The organism is Novosphingobium sp. FG90 (assembly GCF_057808725.1).
The window spans coordinates 94014-119062 of the sequence record NZ_JBMDIO010000002.1 but is presented as its reverse complement, the minus strand read 5'-3'; the positions used below and the strand labels follow the sequence as shown (position 1 = coordinate 119062).

At 65.4% G+C, this 25049-nt stretch carries 22 protein-coding genes; 9 read left to right on the top strand and 13 right to left on the bottom strand.

The features are described 5' to 3' along the window. Window positions 1-13: 13 nt before the first annotated feature. Window positions 14-502, top strand: a complete 489-nt coding sequence (locus tag ACODRZ_RS02155; RefSeq protein WP_271183458.1) for a MarR family winged helix-turn-helix transcriptional regulator — start codon at window positions 14-16, stop codon at window positions 500-502. Between the two features lie 114 nt (window positions 503-616). Here ACODRZ_RS02155 and ACODRZ_RS02150 read toward each other — a convergent pair whose 3' ends face one another. Continuing rightward, window positions 617-928, bottom strand: a complete 312-nt coding sequence (locus tag ACODRZ_RS02150; RefSeq protein WP_488970811.1) for a hypothetical protein — start codon at window positions 926-928, stop codon at window positions 617-619. Window positions 929-1251: 323 nt separating this feature from the next. On the opposite strand from ACODRZ_RS02150, the gene ACODRZ_RS02145 reads away from it, so the two are divergent. From ACODRZ_RS02145 to ACODRZ_RS02125, 5 genes are all read left to right on the top strand, one after another. Further along, window positions 1252-2481 (top strand): CaiB/BaiF CoA transferase family protein, encoded by a 1230-nt coding sequence (locus ACODRZ_RS02145; RefSeq protein WP_488970812.1) that lies wholly within the window; start codon window positions 1252-1254, stop codon window positions 2479-2481. Window positions 2482-2624: 143 nt separating this feature from the next. Then, window positions 2625-2915, top strand: a complete 291-nt coding sequence (locus ACODRZ_RS02140) for a hypothetical protein (protein WP_488970813.1) — start codon at window positions 2625-2627, stop codon at window positions 2913-2915. 23 nt (window positions 2916-2938) lie between these two features. Continuing rightward, window positions 2939-4453, top strand: a complete 1515-nt coding sequence (locus ACODRZ_RS02135; protein WP_488970814.1) for a class I adenylate-forming enzyme family protein — start codon at window positions 2939-2941, stop codon at window positions 4451-4453. Then, a complete protein-coding gene (locus ACODRZ_RS02130; protein WP_488970815.1) occupies window positions 4443-5642 on the top strand; it encodes a CoA transferase in 1200 nt (399 codons plus the stop codon). Before ACODRZ_RS02135 ends, ACODRZ_RS02130 begins: the two co-directional genes overlap by 11 nt. Further along, window positions 5636-7063, top strand: a complete 1428-nt coding sequence (locus ACODRZ_RS02125; RefSeq protein ID WP_488970816.1) for an amidohydrolase family protein — start codon at window positions 5636-5638, stop codon at window positions 7061-7063. The genes ACODRZ_RS02130 and ACODRZ_RS02125 overlap by 7 nt, the downstream gene beginning before the upstream one ends. Here ACODRZ_RS02125 and ACODRZ_RS02120 read toward each other — a convergent pair. Beyond that, window positions 6998-7951: an enoyl-CoA hydratase/isomerase family protein gene (locus ACODRZ_RS02120; RefSeq protein WP_488970817.1), complete on the bottom strand. Its 954-nt coding sequence runs from the start codon at window positions 7949-7951 to the stop codon at window positions 6998-7000. The two genes, ACODRZ_RS02125 and ACODRZ_RS02120, sit on opposite strands and share 66 nt — an antisense overlap. 319 nt (window positions 7952-8270) lie before the next feature. On the opposite strand from ACODRZ_RS02120, the gene ACODRZ_RS02115 reads away from it, so the two are divergent. Then, window positions 8271-9083: a helix-turn-helix domain-containing protein gene (locus ACODRZ_RS02115; RefSeq protein WP_488970818.1), complete on the top strand. Its 813-nt coding sequence runs from the start codon at window positions 8271-8273 to the stop codon at window positions 9081-9083. A gap of 121 nt (window positions 9084-9204) precedes the next feature. On the opposite strand, the gene ACODRZ_RS02110 is transcribed toward ACODRZ_RS02115, so the two are convergent. After that, entirely contained in the window at window positions 9205-10545 is a 1341-nt protein-coding gene (locus ACODRZ_RS02110) for an amidohydrolase family protein (RefSeq protein WP_488970819.1), read from the bottom strand. 241 nt (window positions 10546-10786) lie between these two features. Between ACODRZ_RS02110 and ACODRZ_RS02105 the strand changes: the two genes are divergently transcribed. Both ACODRZ_RS02105 and ACODRZ_RS02100 read left to right on the top strand, forming a co-directional pair. Next, entirely contained in the window at window positions 10787-12973 is a 2187-nt protein-coding gene (locus ACODRZ_RS02105; protein ID WP_488970820.1) for an acyl-CoA dehydrogenase family protein, read from the top strand. Window positions 12974-13082: 109 nt separating this feature from the next. Beyond that, entirely contained in the window at window positions 13083-13904 is an 822-nt protein-coding gene (locus ACODRZ_RS02100; protein WP_488970821.1) for an enoyl-CoA hydratase/isomerase family protein, read from the top strand. A gap of 29 nt (window positions 13905-13933) precedes the next feature. On the opposite strand, the gene ACODRZ_RS02095 is transcribed toward ACODRZ_RS02100, so the two are convergent. The 10 genes from ACODRZ_RS02095 to cysD form a co-directional block, all read right to left on the bottom strand. Further along, on the bottom strand, window positions 13934-14653 hold the full coding sequence (locus tag ACODRZ_RS02095; protein WP_488970822.1) for a TetR/AcrR family transcriptional regulator: 720 nt from the start codon (window positions 14651-14653) through the stop codon (window positions 13934-13936). A gap of 6 nt (window positions 14654-14659) precedes the next feature. Next, a complete protein-coding gene (locus ACODRZ_RS02090; RefSeq protein ID WP_488970823.1) occupies window positions 14660-16141 on the bottom strand; it encodes an aldehyde dehydrogenase family protein in 1482 nt (493 codons plus the stop codon). Window positions 16142-16176: 35 nt separating this feature from the next. After that, window positions 16177-16974, bottom strand: coding sequence for an SDR family oxidoreductase (locus ACODRZ_RS02085; RefSeq protein WP_488970824.1), 798 nt, complete (start codon window positions 16972-16974; stop codon window positions 16177-16179). 53 nt (window positions 16975-17027) lie between these two features. Continuing rightward, the gene (locus tag ACODRZ_RS02080; protein ID WP_488970825.1) at window positions 17028-17474 is read right to left on the bottom strand and encodes a nuclear transport factor 2 family protein; all 447 of its coding nucleotides are present in this window, start codon (window positions 17472-17474) and stop codon (window positions 17028-17030) included. 3 nt (window positions 17475-17477) lie between these two features. Further along, on the bottom strand, window positions 17478-19181 hold the full coding sequence (locus tag ACODRZ_RS02075; RefSeq protein WP_488970826.1) for a class I adenylate-forming enzyme family protein: 1704 nt from the start codon (window positions 19179-19181) through the stop codon (window positions 17478-17480). Window positions 19182-19236: 55 nt separating this feature from the next. Continuing rightward, window positions 19237-20220: an acrylyl-CoA reductase (NADPH) gene (gene acuI, locus ACODRZ_RS02070; RefSeq protein ID WP_488970827.1), complete on the bottom strand. Its 984-nt coding sequence runs from the start codon at window positions 20218-20220 to the stop codon at window positions 19237-19239. 254 nt (window positions 20221-20474) lie between these two features. Then, window positions 20475-21137: a TetR/AcrR family transcriptional regulator gene (locus ACODRZ_RS02065; RefSeq protein ID WP_488970828.1), complete on the bottom strand. Its 663-nt coding sequence runs from the start codon at window positions 21135-21137 to the stop codon at window positions 20475-20477. 304 nt (window positions 21138-21441) lie between these two features. After that, window positions 21442-22179 carry a 3'(2'),5'-bisphosphate nucleotidase CysQ gene (locus tag ACODRZ_RS02060; RefSeq protein ID WP_488970829.1) on the bottom strand — a complete coding sequence of 246 codons (738 nt, stop codon included), beginning with the start codon at window positions 22177-22179 and terminating at the stop codon, window positions 21442-21444. Further along, window positions 22179-24116: a sulfate adenylyltransferase subunit CysN gene (gene cysN, locus ACODRZ_RS02055; protein WP_488970830.1), complete on the bottom strand. Its 1938-nt coding sequence runs from the start codon at window positions 24114-24116 to the stop codon at window positions 22179-22181. Before cysN ends, ACODRZ_RS02060 begins: the two co-directional genes overlap by 1 nt. Beyond that, window positions 24116-25018: a sulfate adenylyltransferase subunit CysD gene (gene cysD, locus ACODRZ_RS02050; protein ID WP_285018571.1), complete on the bottom strand. Its 903-nt coding sequence runs from the start codon at window positions 25016-25018 to the stop codon at window positions 24116-24118. Before cysD ends, cysN begins: the two co-directional genes overlap by 1 nt. Window positions 25019-25049 lie beyond the last annotated feature (31 nt).

Here is a 25049-nt window from a genome sequence, read left to right as displayed (position 1 = left end):
CAAGGAGCACCTAGTGGCGACCGAAGCCGACGAAAAGCCAATGGGAACGATCAGCAACCCCTTCAACATGCGTGACGAAAGCCCAACGCGGCAGGTCGGGCTGCGCATGACCATCGTGTCGCGGCTCCAGCGCAACAATTTCGACCGCAAGGTCGCCGCGCTCAACGTGACGCGCTCGCAGTGGGCGATGATTGCGATCGTGGCGCGCTATCCCGGCTCGACGCAGCGGACTGTCGCGGAATACCTGGAGATGTCGGAAGCATCCGCCGGTCGCCTGATCGACCGCCTCTGCGCAGAGGGGCTGCTGGAACGTCGCGACCGCCGCGACGACCGCCGTGCCCGCGCCGTGTACCTGACGGAACAGGCCCAACCGCTCCTCGAGAAACTCGGCACCATCGCGACTGAGAGCGAGCAGAAGATGTTTGCCGGTTTCTCCGAGGAAGAGGTCGATACCCTGCTCGATTTCATGACGCGCATCTACGAGAACGTCAGCCGGGGCTGAGGGCCTTTTACCACCCTGCTTCGTCGAGCAACCGGAACGACCTGCCATCATCCCAAAAAAAGAGGGCGACGCCATCCGGCGCCGCCCTCTTCTTCTTGAGAGTATCGCGAAAACTTACTTCGCGGCAGCAAGTTCCTTCTTCGACATCGAAGTGGTGACCTTGCCACCGGCGTCGCTGAGGCTCGAGGCCGGAACGGTCACGAGACGACCGTTGAGGATGACCTGCGGATTGCCGTCGGCAGTGACGCGATAGATCGGGGCAATGCGGTAGCCGTCGGCGGCATAGAGCATCTTACCGGCGTTGACCGAGACGGCACCGGCAGCGGCTTCCTCGGTGGCTTCGCGGACCTGGGTGGTCTCGGCGAAGGCAACGGCGGGGACCGAAGCGATGGCGGCGACAGCGACGAGCGTGGCGAACTTCTTCATGGCGTTTCTCCGAAAACTGCGAACCTGAACGGTCGGATTTATTTACTTACTAAGCTGGGTTAGTATTTTTTGAACACTCGGTCAATTGCGAAATTCGCATCTGAAAAAGCACTTTGAGCAACATCATCGCCTCTGCGGCATCTCGCCCGCCCAGCCCTTGCCCGTCATCAGAAACCATTGAAAAGCGGGGGCTTGCAGGCATGATCGTCGGCACGATGGGCCACCCGGTTGATCCCTCCCGGCTTTGCGCGCACACCGGAACTACAGGCGCAAACGGCGGAAAACCGGGGCGTCAGACAGAAAATCACGGGGATTGGCAGCAGATGTCGACAAAGGTCATGCAGGGCGTCCGCGTCCTCGAAGTGGCGCAGTTCACCTTCACGCCGGCGGCGGGCGCCGTCCTTGCCGACTGGGGCGCGGACGTGATCAAGATCGAGCATCCAGTGCGGGGCGACACCCAGCGCGGCTTCCTCAACATGGGCGGCGTCACGCTCGACCCGCTGCGTCACACGCTGTTCGAACACCCCAATCGCGGCAAGCGCAGTGTCGGCATCGACCTGTCCACGCCTGAAGGCCAGGAAGTGCTCTACGAACTGGCGAAGCAGTGCGACGTGTTCCTGACCAACTACCTCCCGCAGGTGCGCCAGAAGAACAAATTCGACGTCGAGCACATCCGCGCCGTCAATCCGAACATCATCTATGCACGCGGCTCGGCGCTCGGGAACAAGGGGCCGGAGCGCGAGGTCGGCGGCTTCGATGGCACCTGCTTCTGGTCGCGCAGCGGCATCGCCTATTCGATGACCCCCGAGGAACTGCCGGGACCGATTTCTCAGGGCATCCCGGCGTTCGGCGATTCCATCGGCGGCATGTTCATCGCCGGCGGTATCTCCGCCGCGCTGTTCCACCGCGAAAAGACCGGCGAGGCGGTAGAACTGGACGTCTCGCTTCTGAGCACCGCCGCCTGGGCTTCGGGCGCAGTGATCGCGCAGGTGGCCGAGACCGGGGTGCTGACGCGCAACCCGATGCCCGGCACCGGCGGCGCGGCGCGCAACCCGTTCATGGGCAATTACCAGACGAGCGACAACGGCACGATCAACTTGTGCACGATCTCGCCCACCGGCCACATTCGCAGCCTGTTCGAGCACCTCGGCGTGCCTGAAGCGGCCGACGATCCGCGTTTCTCCGAACCGCGCGCGCTGTTCGAGAACGCCGGCGCCGCCAGCGACATCCTCATCAAGGCCTTCGGTGCGCAACCCTTCGAATACTGGCGCCAGCACCTCAAGACGTTCTCGGGCCAGTGGGCACCGATCCAGAGCTTCCACGAACTGCTGACCGACGAGCAGGCCCTTGCCAACGACATGATCGTCGAGGTCGAAGGCGCTGACGGCGGCGCCCCGCTCAAGCTGGTGCGCGGCCCCGTGCAGTGGAACGGCGAGGCGGTGGAAACCACCCGTTCGCCGCAGGCCTCGGAACACACCGAGATCGTGCTCATGGAAATGGGCGTCGAATGGGACCGGATCGAGGAATGGAAGGCCAAGGGCGCGATTGCCTGAACGCCCTTCGACGATACTGCACCGGCACTTGGCCATGCGCCGCCTTGAACGGGGCATGGCCGAAGACATAAGTTCAGATGGTGCCACCAGCGCGAAACGCGCCCGTCGAGACAAGACGCACACAAGAGGACAAGGAACGCGAAATGAGACCTGGAACCCGCCTGAAGAGCGCAGCCTGCGACACCGAGGTCATGGTGATCCGTGCGGCCGACGGGCAGATCGAATGCGGCGGTGCGCCGATGGCTGAAACAAAGCCTGCCGAGGCAGCCCCCCTCGCTGCCGACTTCTCGGCCGGAACGCTGATGGGCAAGCGCTACGTCGATGCCGCCGGTCAGTACGAACTGCTTTGCGTGAAGCCCGGCAAGGGCTCGCTATCTGTCGATGGGCAGGCGCTCGTCGTCAAGGACGCCAAGCCGCTCCCCGCCTCGGACTGATACGCAAGGTAACCGGCGCTCCGATGAACATCGCTCTTCTTCTCGAAATGGCGGCCGAGGCCGCGCCCGACCGCGTCGGCCTCGTCTGCGACGGCAAGCGCTGGACTTATGGCGACCTCCTCGCCGCCGCGCGCGGCGCGTTCTCGATCATCCAGGACAGCGGCGCCGAATATGTCGCGCTCCTCGACGAAAGCAGCGAAGCGGCGGTGATCGCGGTCTTCGGCGCGGCGTTAGCCGGAGTGCCCTACTGCCCGCTCAATTACCGCCTGCCCGACGCCGACCTTGCCGCGCTACTGGGGCGCATCGCCCCGGCCCTCGTCATCGGCGACGAAGAGCGCGTTACGCGCATAGCAGGGGGTCAGGGCCATACGATCCTTTCGCGCGAGGAATTCACCCTCAAGGCGCAGGAAACCGTCCCTGCCGACGATGCGCGCGAATACGATCCGGGTGAGGGCGTGGCGATCCAGCTGTTCACCAGCGGCACCACGGCCGCGCCCAAGGCGGCGATCCTGCGCCATTCCAACCTGCTTGGCTATATCCTGGGCACCGTCGAGTTCGCGAGTGCCGACGAGGCCGACGCCGCACTGGTGGTCGTGCCGCCCTATCACATCGCAGGCATCTCGGCGCTGCTGTCCTCGATCTATGCCCAGCGCAAGATCGTCATGCTGCCCGCATTCTCGCCCGAGGGCTGGCTGGGCCTCGTCGAGGCGGAGGCGATCACCAACGCCTTCGTCGTGCCGACCATGCTGGCCCGCATCGTCGATGCCATGGACAAAGAGGCTGCAGATGGAGGCGCATTCATCCGGACCGCATCCTTGCGCGCCATCGCCTACGGCGGCGGCAAGATGCCGCTGGAGGTCATCCACAAGGCTCTCGAACGTTTCCCGGCGGCGGGTTTCACCAACGCCTATGGCCTGACCGAAACGAGTTCCACCATCGCCCTGCTCGGCCCCGACGATCACCGCGAGGCGCTCGCCTCCGAAGATCCGAAAGTTCGCGCCCGCCTGACCTCGCTCGGCAAGCCGATCCCGACGGTCGAGATCGAAATCCGGGGCGAAGGCGGCGAAGTCCTGCCACTCGGCGAGGCTGGCGAGATCTACGTGCGCGGCGAGCAGGTCTCCGGTGAGTACAAGGAAAAGAGCGCGCTCGATGCAGAAGGCTGGTTCCCCACGCGCGACGCCGGCTACATGGACGAGGACGGCTACCTGTTCCTTTCCGGCCGCGCCGACGACGTGATCGTGCGTGGCGGCGAGAACATGTCGCCGGGCGAGATCGAGGACGTGCTGCTCACGCACCCCGCCATCGCCGATGCCTGTGCTTGCGCAATCCCCTCGGTCGAATGGGGAGAGGCGGTAGGCATTGCCATCGTCACGCGCGACGGCTTCGAGGCTCCGGCAGAAGCCGAACTGAAGGACCTCGTCCGTTCACGCCTGCGCTCCTCGCGCGTACCGGAGAAAGTCGCCTTCTTGGCAGAGCTTCCCTACAACGAAATGGGCAAGCTGCTGCGCCGCAAGGTGAAGGAAGTCCTTGCCGGCTGACCACCTTCGCCCCGTTCTTGCGATCCCGCTGGCGCGGTGGGCAGACCGGCAGTTGCAGGCCATGACGACCGGGCATGGCCTGCCCCGGATCGATGGCGCGACGTTGATGGGCGAACGCGGGGCGAACGGCGGCTACACGATCACGGGCACGACTTCGGCCGGGCTGGGCGGCAGCAGGCTCATGCCTGCGCGTGACGGCGAATGGTTTGCGCTCACCCTGATCCGCGAGGTGGACCGCGAGCTGTTACCCGCGCTGTTCGGCGATGCTGCGATCGATACGGGCAACTGGGAGGCGATTGCTGCAGCCGTGCTGCGCCATGACGCCAGGGACCTCGTGCAGACCGGGCGCACGCTCGGTCTACCCGTCGCCCGTGTCGATGAAACTCCGGCATCGCCCGCAATCGATGTCATGTTGCGCGGCGAACACCGCTACAGGGCGGAGGCGCATCGGCCACTAGTATTGGATCTCTCCGCGATATGGGCCGGACCACTGGCGGGCCACCTGTTCTGGCAGGCAGGCATGGAAGTTCTGAAAGTCGAAAGCCTCACCCGCCCGGACCTGATCCGGCGTGACGATCCGGAGACCTTCGACCGGATCAACCAGGGCAAGGCCAGCCTCCTCGTCGACTTCGCCGACGATGCGCAGAAGGCGGCGCTTGTGGCACTGATACGGCGGGCGGACATCGTTATCGAATCCTCGCGACCACGCGCATTGCGGCATCTCGGTATCGATGCCGAAGCGCTGGTGCGCAAGACGCCCGGGCTGGTCTGGCTGTCTATCACCGGCCACGGAGGAAGCGGAGATCCCGCCGACTGGGTGGGCATCGGCAACGACTGCGGCGTGGCGGGCGGCCTGACCCGCGCAATGGCCGATGCAGGTGGCGGTATCGGCTACGTGGGCGACGCCATTGCCGACCCCCTCACCGGCATCGTCGCCGCGCGCGAAGGGCTTTCCGCCTGGCGCAGCGGCGTGGCCCAGCGGATCGGCCTGTCGATGAGCGCGATCTGCGCCATGGCACTCGCCGAGGAACGGGCGCATGATCGCGCGATGATCGACGCAGAACTATGCGCATGGGGACAGGCGATCGGCGCCCCCTTCCCTGCAGTGAGCCTGCGCCCACTGACCGCGCCGGTACGACCGATCGGCGCCGACACGGCGCACTATCTCGGTTCCTTCGCACGATGCTGATCCGGAATGCGGAGATATGGAGCACCCGGCGCGGCGACGTGCGGATCGAAGGCGCGCGGATTACATCGATCGGCACCCTGGTTCCCCGCTCCGGCGAGCAGGTCATCGACGCGCGAGGCGGATTGCTGCTGCCGGGGCTGCACGATCACCACATTCATCTTGCAGCGCTTGCCGCACAGCAATCCTCGATCTCCTGCGGGCCGCCCAATGTCGTGACTTCGGCCCAATTGGCGCAGGCCCTGCAGTCGCCCGGCACGGGATGGCTGCGCGGCGTCGGCTTCCACGAAAGCGTTCTCGACGGCGTGCTGCCCGATGCCGCGATGCTGGACGGCATAATCGCCGATCGTCCACTGCGCATGCAGCATCGCACCGGGCGAATGTGGCTGCTCAACTCGCGTGCGCTGGAAGAACTGCTCACGATCGCGGATGCGCCGCCGGGGCTGGAAAGGGAAGGCGGACGCTTCACCGGCCGCCTGTTCGAAGAGGACGCATGGCTTAGCCGCACGCTCGGAGGCACACTTCCCGATTTCGCGCAGACCAGCGCCCGGCTCGCCCGCTGCGGCGTTACCGGCATAACCGACATGTCACCGCGCAACGACCCCGGCGTGGCTCGACATTTCGCGCAGCAACGCGCTGACGGACGGCTCCTGCAGTCGTCGATGCTGGCCGGCGGCATTGCGCTGGCGGAACGTCTGCCTTCCGGATGCACTCTCGGCCCGCTCAAGCTGCATCTCCACGAGAACGCCTTGCCCGACTTCGACGAGGCTGTCGCTCTTGTGCGTTCCGGACATGCCCAGAACCGCGCGGTCGCGGTTCATTGCGTGACCGAGGTGGAACTGGTCTTCGCACTCGCCGTGCTCGAAGAAGCAGGCAGCGTCCGCGGCGACCGGATCGAACATGTGTCCGTGGCCTCTCCCGATCTCGTCTCACGCATGTGCGATCTCGGCCTGTCGGCCTGCGTCCAGCCCCACTTCATTGCCGAACGTGGCGACCGCTATCTGGCTGACGTCGACCCAAGGCATCGTCCGGACCTCTATCGCCTGCGCAGCCTCGCCACCGCAGGCCTGCCTCTCGCCGGAGGGAGCGACGCGCCTTATGGCGATGCCGATCCATGGAAATCCATCGCCGCCGCCGTCAACCGCCGCACTCCGAGCGGCGCAGTGATCGGCCCTGACGAACGACTGACGCCGGAAGCGGCTCTGGCGCTCTATCTTGCGGACCCGGCCGACTTCTCACGCCAACGCGCCGTTTCGGTAGGCGCCATGGCCGACTTGTGCCTCATGGACCGCCCATGGTCCGAAGTTCGCGCCCGCCTCGACAGGAGCGACGTAAGAATGGTGATCGCAGGCGGAAACCTAGTCCACCAGCGCATCGACGAGCCCCCACTCGAGCGCCTTCTGCGCGCTGATGCGTCGGCCTGACAGCACCATCAGGGCGGTCCGCTGACGCCCGATACGGCGAGTGAGCGAGACGCAACCTCCGGCGCCGGGAATGATTCCCATCATCAGTTCCGGCAGCTGGAACCACGAGCGGCGCGTTGCGGTGATTCGCGATGCGAACGCCGCCAGTTCGAGTCCCGACCCTACGCAGGCACCGTCGATCTCCGCCACGAAGCGATCGGCGCAGCGCAGCGCCTCGTTGGCGGGCAGCGTGCGACGCCGGATGGCATGCGCCGTCGCCGGGTCGAGGGTCGTGCCGAACTCATCAAGATCGGCGCCGAGGCTGAAGCAGCGCCCTGTCCCACGCAGCGTGACCGAGGTGATCGTGGTGTCTAGGTTCGCCAGCGCAAAAGCCTCATGCAGCGCATCACGCATCGGCCGGTCGATCGCATTGCCTGCATCCGGGCGGTCGAGCGTCACCGTCACGGCATCGCCTTCGCGGGTCAGCAGAACGGCACCCGGCGCGCGTCGGTCCGCCGCCCGCACCCGCCCGGCCTGCCATTCGCGGTGCTCGCTGCTTCCCTGCAACGCCGCGTAGGCCAGCGACTCGGCCACGAGGCCATCTTCCAAACTCAGCGAAGGCAGCAGGCGCAGCAGTTGTACCAGAGTCGCCGCAGCGATCGGGCGGGCTTCGACCGCTTTGCGGATTTGTCTCACGTCAAAGCCAGCCTCGACAAAAGTATCCAACTTTACCAAGGTTTCGTGCCGCTTTCCCGTCGCGATCACGGGCCAGGGCGGCAGGCTCAGATGGTCGAAGTCAGGTGACAAGCTATCACCGTCGATGAACGTTATCGGCTCGGCCAGCGCGGATCCGCCAGAGACAAGGTCAGTCGCAGGAACGGTCAAACCGCTTAGTCCCAGCCTCTTCATACAACTCCTGCGTGATTCTCGATCGTCCCGTACAGGCATGAACCGCCCTGAATGCATTGACCAGCCCCCCGCCGCCCGACACGGTTTAGCGACCTTTTCCACACGGCGAACTCGGCTTGACCGGCGGAAAACCGTACTCGCCTCTCTTTCGATGTTCGTATACGAAAACGATGCTTGATGAACAGCGTTGTTGATGCTAACCAAAGTCAGCAAAAAACGAGAATGACTCAGTTATCTGGGATACGACTCGGGGATTGAGGCAAGCTCGACGCTAACGATCGAGTTCATCAACCACGCGAGAGGGAAGGAGAGAGACCTCATGGCTGGCAAGGCAACGTCATCGAACAAGGCAAAGATCGCACGCCGCGTGATCGAGGTACTGGAGTACTTCGACGACGCACACCGCGAAGCGACCGTCATGGACATCGTGCGTCGGTACAACCGGCCGCAGTCGAGCACCTCGGAACTGCTTTCGAGCCTCGTCGAGCTGGGTCTGCTGCACAAGGATCCCTACTCGCGCGCCTACAGCCTTACCCCTCGCGCGGCGCTGATCGGCACTTCCGGCCAGCCCGAGCTGGTGCGTGACGGCCGCATCGTGCGCCTGATGGACCGCCTCGTCGCGCAGACCGGGCTTTCGGTGGCGCTGCACTCGATGGTCGGGCTCGACGCCCAGATCGTGAACTGGCGCCACGGCCCGCGCGCACCTGCCGCCACCCGCGAACTGGCCGGCGGCGTCAAGGAACCGCTGGCCCGCAGCGCACCGGGCTGGTTGATGCTGTCCACCGTCACCCGTCAACGCTGCGAAGGGATGGTGCGCCGCCTCAACGCCGAAGCGGCCGAGCAGGACAAGTTCGCATTCTCGGAAATGATGTCCCGCATCGATGCCTGCCGCGATCCTCGCCACCTGTTCGGACCGGCCGGCTTCGCCACCGGCGCCGATGCGCTGAGCGGCCTCGTCCCGCGCCAGCCCGAGGGGCACCCACTGGTCGTCAGCATCGTCTACGGCAAGGATGACAAGGTGAACCCCGAAGCGCTGTTCCAGTGCCTGAGCGACGCCATGCGCGCCTGCCTGCCGGATCCGGTGGCCCAGCATCACCAGTCGACGGTCGAGCAGTTCTCGCACGCCGCCTGATCCACAACGATCCCAACGGGAAAAGGCCTCGCGAGATACCTCGCGGGGCCTTTTCTTTGTGCGCTGTCCGAACGTCCCGGGTGTGCTCCGGGACGTCTACTTCCGCGCGCTTACGGCTGCCTCATGCCTCCTGCCCGGCCATGCGGCCGAGGCGGTCGGAATCCTCGTGGCGCATGAACATCTTCATGATGTCGCCAGAGGTTACCGGACGCACATCGCCTTCCTCCAGCGGCCGCTCGCCAAGCGAGGACTTCGGCGTGACATCCACGCCCTCGGCCGCCGCCCTGGCGCGCAGTGCGCCGACGGTGAGGTCGGCCTTGGCATGGTGCCTGAACGGATCGAAGCGGAACCAGCGCATCGCATTGCCGTGCGTGATCTTGTCGATCTGCGCGTCCGTCAGGTGGTTGATCGTGGGCCACAGCCTCTCCGGCACTTCCGGCCAGAGCGTATCCGAGTGCGGATAGTCACACTCGTAGGCAATGTTGTCCTCACCGATGAAGCCGATGTTCTGCAGGCCGAAGGCGTCGTCGATGAAGCAATTCAGGAAGTGGCGCCTGAACATCTCGCTCGGCTTCAGGTCCTGAAAGCGCGAATGCGTCCAGTACTTGTGACGCGAGTTGGAAAAGTCCGCCCGTTCGGTGAAGTAGGGCACCCAGCCGATCGAGCCCTCCGACAGCGCGATGCGCATGTCCGGATACTCGTGCAGCGCCTCCAGTTGCAGCCAGTCCGACGCGGCATAGGCGATCGTCATCGGCATCGTCGAGATCCACGCCTCGATCGGGGTTTCCATCGAGGCGTGGGGCGCCGGATTGCCTCCGCCGATGTGGATGCAGATCGTCATGTCGAGTTCGGCGATCGCCTTGTAGAACGGCTTCCAGTATGCGTTGTGGATGCTGGGCAGGCCCTGGCAGGTCGGGTTCTCGCTGATCGATACGGTATGACAGCCCTTGGCGCTGACCCGCTTCAGTTCGGCGATCGTCGCGTCCATGTTCCATGTCGGCAGGATGGCGCAGGGGATGAAGCGTCCCGGATGCGCGCCGCACCATTCGTCGATGTGCCAGTCGTTGTAGGCGCTGACGTGCTTCACCGCGAGGTCGCGGTCCGGTACCCGGTGCAGGCGCCCTCCGGCGAAGTCGAACACCGAACCGAAGTTGAGCGAAGCCGCAACGCCGTTGACGTCCATGTCTTTCACGCGCTCGTCCACCATGTAGACGCCGTCACGCAGTTGGTCGAGTGAAGTGGGCTCCATGCCGTATTCCTCGAAGGGGCGCCCGACCACGGCATTGAGCGCAACCGAAGCGAAGCTCTGTCCCTGATAGACCCAGACGTCCTTGCCGTTCTCGTCCTTGACCATCTTCGGCGCGGATTCGAGCAGTGCACCGGACAAGTGGTTCTGGAACATGTCGGGCGGTTCGCTGATGTGGTCATCGACGCTGATGATGACCATGTCGTTCATTTCCATCTCTCGTCTCCCGTGAGTGCGTTCGCCGGTGCTTCGTCCCGCTTGTCTTTTGCCGGCGAGACTATCGTTCCCACGCCCCACTAGCCACACGCGCGCCCGAGCCATCGCTTGCACGATAGGCGCTCCCACACGGGGGTCCGCATCGTGCCCGCGATTGCCGCCGGGGCTGGATTGAACGCCCTTCCAACCTGTGTTCAGGACCAATGGTGAAGGAAAACGATAAGCTCCGGGAAAGCCTGCCATGAACTTCGATCTCACTGACGAACAGGAAATGATGCGCGACACCTTCGCGCGCTTTCTCGACGAGCATTCCAGCACCGTGCGCGTTCGCAAGGCGCAGGAGAGCGACGGCTTCGATGCGGCGCTGTGGAGCGGTCTGGCCGAACTCGGCGCCTTCGCCATGCGCGTGCCGGAGGATGCGGGCGGCATGGACCTGGGCCTGTTCGACGCGGCGCTGCTGATGGAAGAGGCCGGGCGCACGCTCGTCTCCGGCCCGCTGGCCGAAACGCTGGTGGCGGCGCGCCTGCTCGGCCAGCTTGGCGGCCAGGACGGCCTCCTCGAAGCAGCCATCGGCGGCGAGGCGGTCGTGACGATCGCCATGCACGATGCTGCGCAGCGATCGAAGCAGTGGGTAGCCGGCGGAGCGGTGGCGAAGGCGGTCGTCGCGCGGCGCGGCCCGGACATCGTGCTGGTCACGCCGGCGGGTGCGAAGGCCGAGCCCAACCTCGCCACCACGCCGATCGCAGAGATCGATCTTGAGGCAGGCGAGACGATCGTGCTTGCCTCCGGCGAGGAAGCGCTCGCCCTGTTCGCCGCCGCGCTGGAGGAGTGGAAGCTCTATATGGCGGTCGCGCTCTCCGGCATCGGTCGGCAGGCGCTGCAGATGGCGGCCGTCTATGCGGGTGAGCGCAAGGCGTTCGGCCAGCTCATCGGCACCTTCCAGGGCATCTCGCACCCCCTCGCCGACCTGCTGTGCGACATCGACGGCGCGAAGTTCCTCGCATGGAAGGCGATCCGCGACATCTACGACAACGCCGACGAGGCCGCCGCAACGATCTCGCTCGCCTACTGGTACGCCTGCGACGCCGCGGCACGATCTGTGGCGCAGGGCCTGCACACTTTCGGCGGCTACGGCTTGTCGAACGAGTACGACGTCCACCTCTACAACCTGCGCGCAAAGGCATGGCCGCTGGTCGCAGGTGATCCCGCACTGGCGCTGGAGGAGGCCGGGCGCCGCCTCTATGCGGGGGAGACGGTCGCCCTGCCCGCCTCGGGCGACGTGCCGCTCGACTTCGACCTGGGGGACGAAGCCCGGCAAGTCTGCGGCGAGATCGCCGAACTGTTCGCCACCAAGGTCACGGCCGAGCAGAAGGCGAAATTCCACTACTCCTGGGAAGGCTACGTGCCCGAGGTCCACAAGATGCTGGCCGAGCATAACCTGCTGTTCCCCGGCCTGCCCGAGCATCTCTCCGGCCGCAACATCACTCCTTACGCACGCATTGCCGCGATGGGCGAGATGGAGCGACAGGGCTACAATACGCCGGGCGCCAATGTCGCGGCGATGGTGGCGATGATGATCGACAAGTACGGGTCGGACGAACTCAAGGCCGAGGTTCTGCCCAGGATCGTCGGCGGCGACGTGTTGTGCTCGCTGGGCTATTCAGAGCCTTCGTGCGGCTCGGACGTCTTCGCTGCACAGTGCAAGGCGACGCAGCTGGAAGACGGCTCCTGGCGCATCGACGGCACAAAGATGTGGACCAGCGGCGCGAACCTTTCGAGCTATGTGCTGATGCTCACGCGCACCAACCCCGACGTAGCGAAACACAAGGGCCTGACGATGTTCATCGTCCCCCTCAAGACCGAGGGCGTGACGGTGCAGGCCGTCCACACCTTCCAGGACGAGCGCACCAACATTACCTTCTACGATGGCGTGGTGATCCCCGATGCCTGGCGCCTCGGCGAGATCGACGGCGGCACCAAGACGATGAGCGCAGCGCTGGAACTGGAGCACGGCGGCGGATTTTCCAAGGTCATGAAGGCGATGATCGAGGCGGCCGAAGAAGTAACCCGCGAACTCGGCATCGACGGCGAGGTGCGCACCCAGTGCCGCCTTGCCCGCAGCGTGGCGCACTTGTGGATTTCGGACATGCTGACGTACCGCGCGCAGTGGTCCAGCATCGAGAAGAAGCCGAACCACGCCTTTGGGCCGATGTCGAAGATGTACTCCTCCGAGAAGTTCCTCAGCGACAGCCGGGACCTGCTCGATCTGACCGCGCCGCTCTCACTTTCCAAGCGCGAGGGGGCAGTCGCGCTGCTCAACCAGTGTTACCGTCACGCGGCGGGCACGACGATCTACGGCGGCACCAGCGAAGTGCACCGCTCGATGGTCGCCGAACGCGGACTCGGTCTGCCGCGGACGCGGGGGTGACCCTTCGACAAGCTCATAGTGAGCGGAGGCAGTGCAGGAAACTCCTCCGCTCAGGCTGAGTTTGCCGAAGCCACTGCAGGCCAACGCCAAGATCCAAAAGGACAAAAAAATGACCGAAGACGCACCGCACCTGCTGACCGAGGAAGTCGACGGCATTCTCGTGGCGACGCTCAACCGGCCGGACAAGCTCAACGCCATCAGCCGCGAGATGATGGACCTGCTCACCGAAGCAGTGCTGCGGCTACGCGAGCGGGCGGACCTCAAGGTCATGCTGATCCGCTCGGCCGGGCGTTACTTCAGTTCGGGGGCGGACTTGCGCGGCGGCAACCGCAACATCGCGTCGGAAGCGAACGTGGCGGCGAACTCCGCCAGCAAGGTGCGCGAGAACCACCGCCTCAACCTCAACAACATGCAGCAGCTCTGGGACGAGATGGAGCACGTCGAGAAGCCCATCGTCGCAGCGCATCACGCCATGTGCGTGGGCGGCGGGCTGGAGATGAGCCTTTCGTGCGATTTCCGCCTTGCGGCGAAGAGCGCGGCCTATGCCTTCCCGGAAGGGTTGTTCGGCGTTCTGCCCGCATCGGGCGGAGTCTCGCGGCTGACGCGGATCTGCGGCCCGCACTGGGCGCGCTGGCTGATCATGGCCAACAAGCCCGCCAGCGCCGACATGGCCTTCACCATGGGGCTCGTCCATCAGGTCTACGAGGACGCGGAGTTCGAGGCGGAGGTGATGGACTTCTGTCGGCACCTGGCAAAGCAGAACGGCGAGCAGATGGGCGCTGCCAAGGTGGCGATCGAACTCTGCGCCGAAGTCGGTCGCGATTCCGCGCGCCATGTCGAGCGCATGGCGAACAGCGGGCTGATGCTGAACCCCGACTACATCAAGGGCATGGAAGCCTACCTCAAGGGCGTAGGCGGCAAAGGCAAGTAAGGCCAGGTCCTCCCCCGGCGGGGGAGGATTTATCGGCGCGCATCGCTGATCGCGAATTCCATCAGCCTTGCCCCCGGCACCAGATAGCGATCCTCGCTCAGTTCCGGCTCGATGCCGACGAGCTTGCGCAGTTCACGGTCGGTCACCAGTGTCACTGAACGCTCGATACCGATCATCACCATCGTCGCCATCGAAGTATGTGGTCCGAGACCGACCGGCTCGTCGCTCATCTGCCGCACCAGCAGCGCGATGATCGGACGGCTGCTGCGGATACGATGCGCCATCATGCGCCCGTCCTGCTGGTCAGCCAGCGCATTGCGCAAGTGCAGCAGCCGCGAATGCCTTGCCCAGAAACCATGGTAGGCACGCACGAAGGCATAGCAGCGCGCGTAAAGTTCCTCGTCCGGCCAGCGCTCACGCACCAGCGAGAGGTAATCATCCTCCGCCGTCGCCATGACCGGGTCGAGCACCGCCAGCAGCAGTTCGGTCATGTCGGTGAAGTAATTGTATACCGAGGTCATGCCCAGCGACGCCCCACGCGCCACGCGGGCGAGCGTCACCGGCTCCTCCGAATCCTCGATCAGTTCGATTGCCGCAGCCAGGATACGCTCGCGCGTTACCCTGCCCTTGCGGCCGAGGCGCTGCCCGTTGAGGTTGTGGCTGACCGCCGCGCAGGCCGTGGCAACTGCCGCCGCAAGTGCCGGCGGCAGTGTCGCAAGGTGCTCCGTCTCTGCAACCTCTCCGGGCATCGCGCCTCAGGCGGCTTCCACTTGCCCGACCGGCCAGGCGAGCAGCTTGACGTCGGTAAATTCCTCGATGCCTTCGACGCCCCATTCGCGGCCCATGCCGCTGGCCTTGAAGCCCCCGAAGGGGATGTCGCCGGCGATGCACATGCCGTTGTTCACGCTCATCGAGCCGGTGCGCACCTTGCGCGCGATGTTGATCGCGCGGTCGTGGCTGCCCGAGACGCCGCCCGAAAGTCCGTAGGAACTTTCGTTGGCGATGCGGATGGCATCCTCATCGTCCTCGTAGGGAATGACAACCAGAACGGGGCCGAATATCTCTTCCTGAGCGATGCGCATGTCATTGGTAACGTCCACGAAGCAGGTCGGCTCCACGAAATATCCGCCGCCCTTGTCCGGGCGGATGTTGCCGCCTGCAAGCAGGGTCGCGCCTTCCTGCTGGCCGAGGTCGATGTAGCTCTTCACACGCTCCATCTGCCGCTTCGACACGACCGGCCCCATGATGTGCGCCGGGTTTTCGACATCGCCCCAGTTGTCGCCGAAGTTGCCGTAGGCACCCTTGAGAATGGCCTTGGCCTCCTCGTAGCGGCTGCGGGGCACCAGCAGGCGCGAATGGACGGCGCAGCCCTGCCCGGCGTGGAAGACCAGCATGGTCATGCCCACGTCCATCGCGAAGTTGGGCGCATCGTCGAGCACAATCTTGGCCGACTTGCCGCCCAGTTCGAGGAACACCCGCTTCAGCGTCGGCGCGCCCTGCTCCATGATGCGCTTGCCGACGCCGGTGGAACCGGTGAACGAGATCAGGTCGACACGCGGATCGGTAACCAGCATCTCGCCTGCCAGCGCCGCGTCGGCGCCGAACACGACATTGATGACGCCATCCGGGAAGCCTGCCTCGGCTGCCAGCTCACCGAAGATCGCGCCCATGCCCGGAGTATCCGGCGCCGGCTTGAGGATCACCGTGCAACCGGCCAGCAGCGCTGCCACGACCTTGCCGATGTTGACGTAGAGCGGCACGTTCCACGGCGTGATGGCGCCGACGACGCCCACCGCCTCGCGCACGCCGAGGCGCTTGTGGATCATGCCGAAAGCCGGTTTCTCACCGTAGTCCTTCTCCCACTCGAGCTTGTCGAACACGGCCATGTAATCGTCCCAGCCGTCGATCGCCATGCCGACATGGGCGCGGCCCACGGCGCCCTGCGCCGCTCCGGCCTCATGGATCGCCAGTTGTGCCAGGCGGGGGCGTTCACGCTCGAACAGTTCGCGATACTTCTTGACCAAGGCGACGCGCTTTTCGACGTTGGTGGACCAGTCGGTCTCGTCGAAGGCGCGGCGGGCGGCGGCGATCGCTTCGTTCACGTCGGCGGCAGTGGCGTCAGCCGCCTTGCCGACGGGCTCGCCGGTCCATGGGCTGATAACGTCGAAAGTAGCGCCTCCGGTGGCATCGCGCAGCTTGCCGTCGATATAGAGCCGGGCTTCGGGAAGAGTGGTCATGTCATGTCCTTCAAGAGAGGGTCAGGCCCGGATGGTCAGATCTTGCGCGCGCCGATCGAGACGTGGCTGACGCGCACGTCTGGCGGCAGGTCGATCACCGCGCGGAACACGGAAGTGGGCGACGCGGAATGCGAAACCGGCCGCGCGCGCAGGTCCAGCCCGTTCTTCGCGCAGCCCATGTGGAACCGCATGGCGGCATCGCGGTCCCAGTTCGGCGAGGACTTGCCGTCATCGTACATCGGCCCGGCGCGCAGCAGGGCGACGCGGATCCCGGATTCCTCCAGTTCCGCCTCCAGCGCGGTTGTGAACATCTCCAGCCCCGCCTTGCTCGACTGGTAGAGCGAGAGCATCACGAACGGCACAGCGACGGACTCGCTGCCCACGTTGATGATCAGGCCGCCGCTCTCCATCATCGGGATCGCCGCACGGCAGCAGTAGATCGGCCCCTTGAGATTGGTGTTCAGGATGCTGTCGATCTGCTCGTCGGTCGCCTCGGCCACGGTGAATGGCTCGTAGATTCCGGCATTGTTGATCAGGACATCGATCTTCGGATGCGTCTCGGCGATCTGCGCGAAGGCGGTGCTTACCGAGCCCGCATCAGCGACGTCGCATTCGATCGCCAGGGCCGGCCCGCCCAGTTCGTCCGCAAGGGCCTGCACCTTGGACAAGGTGCGGCCGAGCAGGATCACGGTTTCACCCTCACTGGCGAAACGCTGCGCCAGAGCCTTGCCGAGGCCTGCTCCGGCACCTGTGATGACGATGGTCTTGCCCACGCTTCCTCCGCTCCCTTCGCCGCCCGCTACATGCAGGTCGGCTGCTTCGGAGAGTACCATAGCGGCTCGCTCTGGCCCCGCCTATCGCCGGACGACGCGCCCCAGCGATTACATCAGAGTGATGGCGCCCGGCTGCCGATGTCGGAACCGGGCCGCTCGATCTCGAGGATCAGCCGCGTCAGCACCTGCTCGGCGATTCTCCACCCTCCGGGCGTGCGCACGCAAGTCTCGTGATAGTGGCCATAGCCGGTGAGCGCGAAGTCGTCCTTGATGACCCGGTCCTGCATCGCCCATACTACTTGCGCCCGGTCGCCGAAGATGGCGATCTCGGGCGAATGGATCTGGTGCGCGGTCCGGGCATTCGCCAGCGCCTCGCTGACCTGCGCGACGAAACGGTCGCGGCCCTGCTCCCGGATGCCGCCGCTGGCTGTCGTGTCGAGCACGCAGTCCTCGGTGAAAAGCTGTTTCCAGCCCTCCCAGTCCTTCGTGTCGAGCAGGCGACAATAGGCGGCCTTGAGGTTGCAGAGGGCGAGCCAGTCGGCGAAGTCGGGCTCGCCCACCGCTCAGGCGTCCGCCAGCCGTTCCGCTGCCAGCTTGCGCAGTTCGGCGGTCTTGATCTTGGCGCTGCCGGTAGTCTTGAGATCGTCCTCGGCGACGAAGAGGATGCGGCGGGGCAGCTTGTAGCTGGCCAGCTTCTCCTTCGCGAAATCGCGGATCGCCTCGGGACTGGGGCTGGTTCCCTCGACCGGCACGATGCACGAGACCACGAGTTCGCCCAGCAGTTCGTCGGGCACGCCCACCGTCTGCGAGACCTTCACTTCCGGATGCGCGCGGATGACCTCGTCGATCTCCAGCGGGGAAACGTTCGCGCCGCCGGTCTTGATGATATCGTTGAGGCGGCCTTCCCAGAACAGGCGGCCCTCTGCGTCCACATAGCCCCCGTCTGCAGTGCGCAGGAAACCGTCGCCGTCGGTCGAATCGCCCAGCGGGATGCCGAGGTAGCCGAGCATCACCGTCGCCCCCTTCACCGCGATCTCCCCGCGTTCACCCAGCGGCATGGTCGCGCCGGTGAGCGGATCGACGATCTTGATCGTGGAGCCCGCCGTCGGGATCCCGTGGGACTTGCCCGCGACAGCCTCGGGCGTGCCGGCGGGGAAGACCGTGATGAGCGTGAATGTCTCGGTATTGCCGTAAGCCTGTCCGGGCTCGCGCCAGGTGGTCGATACGGTGGGCTGGCGGGCGATCGGCATGTTCGCATCGACGTAGACCAGCGACGACAGGTCGACGTCGCGATAGTTCGGCGCGGCCTCCAGCTGCGGCCACTGATGCGGCCAGGCGAGCGCCATGTTGGCCCGCTCCGCCGCCATGAGGTCAAGTGCCTCGGCCGCGTCGAACCAGCGCTGCAATACCAGCGTGCCTCCGCGCGACAGCGTGCCGCCGAGCGCCGATGCGAAGTTGCCCGACCAGAAGAAGCCGTTCGCCGACCACGTCCGGGCAGGCAGGTCGTCACGGATGGCGTACCACTGCGGCCAGCGCCAGAGCTGCAGGCACACGCCGCGGTGGGCGCTGAGAATACCCTTGGCCTTGCCGGTCGAGCCCGAGGAGAACAGCAGGATGCCGGGGTCCGACGGCGCCACCGCATCGCTCGCCGCAAGGACGAGGTCTTCGGCCACGTTGCGGCCGCGCGCGGCAAAGGCTGCGAAACCCTCGATCATGCCGAAGGCCTCTTCGCCGTCGATCATCGCGGCGTAGCGCAGGAACGGGAACTTGCGCGAAGCGAGCGTGCCGGGCTCGGCGGTCAGGACCTCGGGCTCCAGCCCGGCCAGCATTTCGGCGAAGTCCTTCCTGAGCACCGAGCGATCCAGCAGCAGCACCGATACGCCCGAGGCCTTGAGCACCACTTCCAGTTCGGCAGGCGTGAAGAACGTGCTGATCGGCGTAGCCACGCAGCCCGCAAGCGCCGCGCCGAAGACGGCGGACAGGAACTCCGGCCGGTTGGTCATCAGCACACCGACGCGCGTGCCCTTCCCCGTGCCCAGCGCGATGAGCGACTTCGCCACCTCCAGCGAGCGGGCGTAGAGATCGTCATAAGTCCAGCGCACGGCTTCACCATCAAGGTGGATCACCGCCGCCTCGCGCGGGCCATAGCGTCCGGCGATTTCGCGCACGTAGCCGCCCAGCGTGAGCGCGCCTATGCCCTGCTCTTCGCCGAGCGGAATGCCGTGGACCACGGAGAGACCGTCCACCACCTTGACCGAACCCGTCATGCCATCCTCTTCGTTATGGTGAAGCGGCGGACTCGCGGCCCGCCGCCTTTCACGGTCAAGCGTTCACGTCGACGATGAAGCGGCCCTTGACCTCGCCCGACATGAACTTCTTCGCCGCTTCCACCGCGTCGCCGAGGCCGATGGTCTGGCCGATGGTGTCGAGCGCGGCAGGGTCGAGATCCTTCGCCAGACGGTCCCATGCCTTCAGACGCTTAGCCTTAGGCGCCATGACGCTGTCGATGCCGAGCAGTGCCACGCCGCGCAGGATGAAGGGCATCACGGTCGCGGGAAGGTCCGCGCCCTGCGCCAGCCCGCAGGCGGCAACCGCGCCGCCGTACTTCGTCTGCGCGCAGGCATTGGCGAGGGTGAAGCTGCCCGCCGTGTCGACCACGCCCGCCCAGCGCTCCTTCTGGAGCGGCTTGCCCTTTTCGGAGAGTTCAGCGCGGTCGATGATCGTCTCAGCGCCGAGGGCCTTGAGATAGTCCGCCTCGCCCGGCTTGCCGGTGAGCGCGGCGACCGAATAGCCCAGCTTCTTGAGGATCGCGATGGCAACCGAACCTACACCGCCGGTCGCGCCGGTGACCAGCACCTCGCCCTGATCCGGGGTCACGCCCCAGTCCACCAGCGCATCGACGCAAAGGGCGGCGGTGTAACCCGCCGTGCCGATCGCCATCGCCTGCGCCGGAGTGAAGGCCGAAGGCAGCGGCACCAGCCAGTCGCCCTTGAGCCGCGCCTTCTGCGCCAGGCCGCCCCAGTGGACTTCACCAACGCCCCAGCCATTCAGGACGACGGTGTCGCCGGCCTTCCAGTCGCCGTGGCTGCTCTCGGTCACGGTGCCGACGAGGTCGATGCCGGGCACCATCGGGAACTTGCGCACGACCGGCGAGGCGCCGGTGATCGCCAGGCCGTCCTTGAAGTTGAGCGTCGAGAAGGCGACGTCGATGGTCACATCGCCTTCGGGCAGCGCGCTTTCGTCGAGCTGCTGAAGGCCGACGGCCTGGCCCTGTTCGGTCTTGTCGATGACGATGGCGGAAAACATCTCTGGCGAACTCCCTCTTCGGCCCGATACGGGGTCGAACTCGCCTGCCGTGCTGACGGGTTCGGACCCCATGCGTCAATGCCGGTGGGACATGGCATCGCGGAGGCGAAATGGAAGTGGCTCGCCGAGGGGGCTTCGACAAGCTCAGCCTGAGCGGGAATTGAGAGATTTACGCTACGTCAGCTCACCCTGAGCTTGTCGAAGGGTCAGGCACGGCCTGTCGAAGCCCCCTCGCGCTGACCTCGACCGCGAGACTACGCAGCCCCATCTTCCGCCGCCAGCCGCGCCGCCACTTCGGGAAAGCGCGAGGCGTTCATCGAGCCGTACATCGAGAGGCGCAATATCTCGTGGCTGAAGCGCTTGGTCAGCGCGTTGCGCTCCTCCTCGTTCGCGGCATGGGAGCGCGCGAAAATCGGCCAGAAGAACACGCCTGCAAGGTTCATCACCGAGAAGACTTCGGCATCGATCCCCGGCATCGCCAGCCTGGTATCGGCGAAACGCTGGAGCGATCCCGCATACTCACGCCAGAAGGGATCCTGACTGGGATCCGGCGAGGCCAGCACCTGCTGCAGCCAGACGCGGCAGATCTCAGGGTTCTCCATGGCGAAATCGCACAGGCGGTCGGTCAGCGCGGCGGTATCGACTTCCTCGACGCGGCGGTCGCCGATCGTCTCGGGATCGCCGAACACGGCACGGAACAACTTGTCGGAGACCCATTCGATCGTCGCCTCGATCAGCTTCTCGCGCGTTTCGAAATGCTGGTAGGCCGTGCCGCGATTGACGGCCGCAAGATGCGCCACCGCAGACAAGCTGACCCCCTCAAGCCCGTCCTTTGCAAGAAGATTGCTGGCTGCCTCGAGGATCGTCTCGCGCGTTGCGATCGGGTCCCTGACCCTGCGCCTGGTCCTCGCTTCCATGTCTGCCCCTGATTACCCGGAAAAGGGGGCGGCTATAGCGGGGGCGTCACTGAACAGCAATGTTGACCGGGATGTGATCCGCAATCGATCGCAAGATGCCGTGGGGGCGGTTTAACGTCAAAGCAATGTCTGCGTCAGACCGCCCGTCATCCCAGCGAAGGCTGGGACCGCTGGCGGCCTGACGAGAGCTTGCGTCGAGGCTTCGGCGAATGACGCTGCGGCCTGACGCAAGCTTGCACGATGGTCACAGCAGTCCCAGCTTTCGCTGAGATGACGACGCATTGGGCGAATGACGGGGCCGCGCTCAAACCAGCGCCGCGACCTCGCGCAGCACCATCTCGGCATGTTCCTTCCGGCAGATCAGCAGGTCGGGCATGTAGACGTCGCTCTGGTTGTAGACGAGCGGCGAACCGTCGATCCGCGAGACGTGCAGCCCCCAGCCGAGCGCCACGGCGGCCGGCGCGCAGCTGTCCCACTCGTACTGCCCGCCCGAGTGCAGGTAGATGTCCGCCTGCCCCAGCACGATCGCCATCGCCTTGGCCCCGGCCGAACCCATCGGCACCAGTTCCGCGCCGATCGTCTCGGCAACGCTGGTGGCCTCCTTAGCAGGGCGAGTGCGGCTGACGACCATGCGCAGCTTTTCCGGCGCGGGCGGAACCTCGCCCGGCTGGTCTGAGCGCAGCACGAGGTCTGCTCCCGGCAGCGCCACCGCGCCCAGCACCGGCACGCCGTCCACCGCAAGGCCGACATGGACCGCCCAGTCCGCGCGCTCCTCGCCATACTCGCGGGTGCCGTCCACCGGATCGACGATCCACACGCGGCTCATGGAAAGGCGCTCGGCGTTATCCTTCTCCTCTTCGGAGAGCAGACCGTCATCCGGGCGCTGTTCGCGCAAGGCGTGGCAGAGGAACTGGTTGGCGGTCTGGTCGCCCGCCTTGCCCAGCGCCTTGCCCCCGAACAGGCCGGAGCCGCGCACGCTGAGGAGGATCTTGCCCGCCTCATCCGCCAGCTTCGCTGCGAGATCGCCGTCGGTATAGGCCATCAGGCGTCTCCCAGCAGGGTGTTGACGATGAGTTCAGCGGCTTCCTCCGGCGAGATCACTGTCGTGTCGATCCGCACCTCGGGATTGCGCGGCGCCTCGTAAGGGCTGTCGATGCCGGTGAAGTTCTTCAGTTCACCGGAACGCGCCTTCTTGTAGAGGCCCTTGACGTCGCGCGCCTCGGCGACCTTCAGCGGGGTGTCGATGAACACCTCGATGAACTCGCCCTCGGGCAGCATCGCGCGCACCATCTCGCGGTCCGCCTGGAACGGCGAGATGAACGCGGTGATGACGATGAGCCCCGCGTCGGTCATCAGCTTCGAGACCTCGCCCACGCGGCGGATGTTCTCGATGCGGTCGGCCTCGGTGAAGCCCAGATCCTTGTTCAGACCGTGGCGCACGTTGTCGCCGTCGAGCAGGAACGTGTGCCGGTTCATCCGGTGCAGTTTCTTCTCGACCATGTTGGCGATCGTGGACTTGCCCGAGCCCGAAAGACCGGTGAACCACAGCACGGCGGGCTTCTGGTTCTTGAGGCCCGCGTGCTGCTTGCGGTCGATGTCGACGGCCTGCCAGTGGACGTTCTGCGAACGGCGCAGCGAGAAGTTGAGCATGCCCGCCGCGACGGTGGCATTGGTCATCTTGTCGATCAGGATGAAGCCGCCGAGCGTGCGGTTATCGGCATAAGGCTCGAAGACGACCTGCTTGTCGGTGGTCAGTTCCGCCACGCCGATGGCATTGAGGTCCAGCGTCTTCGCTGCCATGTGCTCCATGGTGTTGACGTTGACGGTGTACTTGGGCTCGGCCACGGTCGCGGAGACTTGCTGCGTGCCCAGCTTGAGCCAGTAGGCGCGACCGGGGATCAGTGCCTCGTCGGCGAGCCATACGATCGTCGATTCGAACTGGTCGGCGGTCTGCGGCGGATTGTCGGCGACCGAGATGACCGAGCCGCGCGAGCAGTCGATTTCATCTTCGAAACACACCGTAACCGACTGGCCAGCAACGGCTTCGTCGAGATCGCCGTCATAGGTAACGACGCGGGTGATCGCGCTGGTCTTGCCCGAGGGCAGGACGCGGATCTTGTCGCCCGGCTTGACGCTGCCCGTCGCGATGAGGCCCGAGAAGCCGCGGAAGTCGAGGTTGGGACGGTTCACCCACTGCACCGGCAGGCGGAACGGCTTGTCGGCATCGACCGAGGAGAGAACCTCGACGGTTTCGAGGTGCTCCACCAGCGTCGGCCCCTTGTACCAGGGGGTATTGGCGGAAGGCGTGGTGATGTTGTCGCCCTTGAAGCCGGAGATCGGCATCGCGGTGAAGCTGTCGATACCGATCGACCTGGCGAACTCGGCGTAGTCCTTGACGATGCCGTCGAACACGGCCTGGTCATAGTCGACGAGGTCCATCTTGTTCACCGCCAGGACGATGTTCTTGATGCCGATCAGGTGGCAAAGATACGAATGGCGGCGCGTCTGCACCAGCACGCCCTTGCGCGCATCGATCAGGATCACCGCGAGGTCGGCGGTAGAGGCGCCGGTCACCATGTTGCGGGTGTACTGTTCATGTCCCGGGCAGTCGGCGACGATGAACTTGCGCTTCTCGGTGTTGAAGAAGCGGTAGGCCACGTCGATGGTGATGCCCTGCTCGCGCTCGGCGGCGAGGCCGTCGACGAGGAGCGCGAAGTCGATCTCCTGCCCCTGCGTGCCCACCTTCTTGGAGTCGGCGGTGAGCGCGTCGAGCTGGTCCTCGAAGATCATCTTCGAATCGTAGAGCAAGCGCCCGATCAGGGTGGACTTGCCATCGTCGACGCTGCCGCAGGTGATGAAGCGCAGCATCGTCTTGTGCTCGTGCTGGACGAGGTAGGCGTCGATGTCCTCGGCGATGAGCTTGTCGGTGACGTAGACGGCCTCCTTGGCGACCGCTTCCTTGGTGTCGATATCGGCCATCAGAAGTACCCCTGCTGCTTCTTCACTTCCATGCCGGCGCCGCCGGCGTCCTTGTCGATGGCGCGGCCCTGCCGCTCGCTGGTCGTGGTGAGCAGGGTTTCCTGGATCACCTCGGGCAGCGTCTTCGCCTCGCTCTCCACTGCACCCGTCAGCGGGTAGCAGCCGAGCGTGCGGAAGCGGATCGAGCGCTCGACCGGAACCTCGCCGTCCTTGAGCGGGAAGCGTTCGTCATCGACCATCAGCAGCATGCCGTCGCGCTCCACGGTGGGGCGCTTGTCCGCGAAATAGAGCGGGACGATGGGGATGTCGTTGAGGTGGATGTACTGCCAGATATCCAGCTCGGTCCAGTTGGAGATCGGGAACACGCGGATCGATTCCCCGCGCGCCTTGCGGGCATTGTAGAGGTTCCACAGTTCCGGACGCTGGTTCTTCGGGTCCCAGCCGTGCGAGGAGGTGCGGAACGAGAAGATGCGCTCCTTGGCGCGGCTCTTCTCCTCGTCGCGGCGGGCGCCGCCGAAAGCCGCGTCGAAGCCGTACTTGTCGAGCGCCTGCTTCAGACCTTCGGTCTTCCACATGTCGGTGTGGAGCGCGCCGTGGTCGAAGGGATTGATGCCTTTCTCGGCCGCTTCCGGGTTCTGGTAGACTAGCAGCTCCATACCGCTGTCGCGCGCCATCTTGTCGCGCAGCTCGTACATCGCCTTGAATTTCCACGTGGTATCGACGTGGAGAAGCGGGAACGGCGGCGGCGAGGGATAGAACGCCTTGCGCGCAAGGTGCAGCATCACCGCGCTGTCCTTGCCCACGGAATAGAGCATCACCGGCTTCTCGGCCTCGGCGACGACTTCGCGGATGATGTGGATGGCTTCGGCCTCGAGTCTGTCGAGGTGCGTCAGGGTCTTCATCAGGATCTCTGGTCCTTTGGCCTTCGCAGGG

Bases quoted from the DNA above. Each gene is read 5' to 3' on its own strand.
- ACODRZ_RS02075 (WP_488970826.1), bottom strand. From the start codon at position 19,181: ATGACGGGTTCGGTCAAGGTGGTGGACGGTCTCTCCGTGGTCCACGGC.
- ACODRZ_RS02065 (WP_488970828.1), bottom strand. From the start codon at position 21,137: ATGGAAGCGAGGACCAGGCGCAGGGTCAGGGACCCGATCGCAACGCGC.
- ACODRZ_RS02135 (WP_488970814.1), top strand. From the start codon at position 2,939: ATGAACATCGCTCTTCTTCTCGAAATGGCGGCCGAGGCCGCGCCCGAC.
- ACODRZ_RS02145 (WP_488970812.1), top strand. From the start codon at position 1,252: ATGTCGACAAAGGTCATGCAGGGCGTCCGCGTCCTCGAAGTGGCGCAG.
- cysN (WP_488970830.1), bottom strand. From the start codon at position 24,116: ATGGCCGATATCGACACCAAGGAAGCGGTCGCCAAGGAGGCCGTCTAC.
- ACODRZ_RS02100 (WP_488970821.1), top strand. From the start codon at position 13,083: ATGACCGAAGACGCACCGCACCTGCTGACCGAGGAAGTCGACGGCATT.
- acuI (WP_488970827.1), bottom strand. From the start codon at position 20,220: ATGTTTTCCGCCATCGTCATCGACAAGACCGAACAGGGCCAGGCCGTC.
- ACODRZ_RS02115 (WP_488970818.1), top strand. From the start codon at position 8,271: ATGGCTGGCAAGGCAACGTCATCGAACAAGGCAAAGATCGCACGCCGC.
- ACODRZ_RS02125 (WP_488970816.1), top strand. From the start codon at position 5,636: ATGCTGATCCGGAATGCGGAGATATGGAGCACCCGGCGCGGCGACGTG.
- ACODRZ_RS02090 (WP_488970823.1), bottom strand. From the start codon at position 16,141: ATGACCACTCTTCCCGAAGCCCGGCTCTATATCGACGGCAAGCTGCGC.
- cysD (WP_285018571.1), bottom strand. From the start codon at position 25,018: ATGAAGACCCTGACGCACCTCGACAGACTCGAGGCCGAAGCCATCCAC.
- ACODRZ_RS02085 (WP_488970824.1), bottom strand. From the start codon at position 16,974: ATGGTACTCTCCGAAGCAGCCGACCTGCATGTAGCGGGCGGCGAAGGG.
- ACODRZ_RS02095 (WP_488970822.1), bottom strand. From the start codon at position 14,653: ATGCCCGGAGAGGTTGCAGAGACGGAGCACCTTGCGACACTGCCGCCG.
- ACODRZ_RS02150 (WP_488970811.1), bottom strand. From the start codon at position 928: ATGAAGAAGTTCGCCACGCTCGTCGCTGTCGCCGCCATCGCTTCGGTC.
- ACODRZ_RS02105 (WP_488970820.1), top strand. From the start codon at position 10,787: ATGAACTTCGATCTCACTGACGAACAGGAAATGATGCGCGACACCTTC.
- ACODRZ_RS02120 (WP_488970817.1), bottom strand. From the start codon at position 7,951: ATGAAGAGGCTGGGACTAAGCGGTTTGACCGTTCCTGCGACTGACCTT.
- ACODRZ_RS02060 (WP_488970829.1), bottom strand. From the start codon at position 22,179: ATGGCCTATACCGACGGCGATCTCGCAGCGAAGCTGGCGGATGAGGCG.
- ACODRZ_RS02140 (WP_488970813.1), top strand. From the start codon at position 2,625: ATGAGACCTGGAACCCGCCTGAAGAGCGCAGCCTGCGACACCGAGGTC.
- ACODRZ_RS02110 (WP_488970819.1), bottom strand. From the start codon at position 10,545: ATGGAAATGAACGACATGGTCATCATCAGCGTCGATGACCACATCAGC.